Origin of the sequence: Pseudomonas sp. UBA4194, from assembly GCF_002379585.1 — a bacterium.
In the GTDB taxonomy this organism is placed as follows: Bacteria; Pseudomonadota; Gammaproteobacteria; order Pseudomonadales; family Pseudomonadaceae; genus Aquipseudomonas.
The window spans coordinates 1-656 of sequence record NZ_DFUE01000037.1 but is presented as its reverse complement, the minus strand read 5'-3'; the positions used below and the strand labels follow the sequence as shown (position 1 = coordinate 656).

General features: G+C 58.2%; 1 protein-coding gene. It reads right to left on the bottom strand.

Annotated elements, in window-relative coordinates; genetic code table 11:
- Positions 1-34 precede the first annotated feature (34 nt).
- Positions 35-490 carry an REP-associated tyrosine transposase gene (locus B3397_RS09595; RefSeq protein ID WP_296249402.1) on the bottom strand — a complete coding sequence of 152 codons (456 nt, stop codon included), beginning with the start codon at positions 488-490 and terminating at the stop codon, positions 35-37.
- Positions 491-656: the final 166 nt, after the last annotated feature.

The following is a 656-nucleotide window of genomic DNA, read 5'->3' as shown; positions in this document are numbered from 1 at the left end:
CAGCCGCGAAGAGGCCATCCTTGGCGACGCATGATCAAAGCCATACAGCGTCCCACAACGGGTAATCTCCAATCCCCTCGACTAAACCAGCCCTCAAAGGGTTGGCCACGATGTAACGCGCGGCGGCCTGAACATTTTCGTCTGCGCGCAATGCGCGATCATGATAGCCGGCCTGCCACAGGCTACCCTCGCGTCCGGCTCTGCGATTAACCGCTCTGCTGGAGCGGCATTTGACCTGGCGCATCAAGTCAGGAAGCTCCCCGCGATGCAGTTCAAACAACCAGTGGAGGTGGTTCGGCATTACCACCCACGCCAGCGAATGTGCCTGGCCCCAACGTTCTGCGTTCCGCAGCTCGGCTACGACCAAACGCCCCAGTTCATAATCGTCAAAAACAGCCTCGCGGTCCTTGACCACTGTCGTGATCAGGTAGATACGACCGTGCTCCGAGAAACGGCCTTTGCGCAGGTCTTCGTTACAGTAGCGGGACATCCGAGCCTCCATGGCAAAGGCCCAAGATTAGCCGCCGGCCTTGCAATGCGTCCGTATGAACATTGGCAGGATGTGTAGAAGCAAGGCGGTTGATCGCGTAGAAGCGGTTTTTTGGCGGTGGAGGTTTCGGATTTGGTGGTGAACTGGCTGGCGCTTTCGCGGCTTT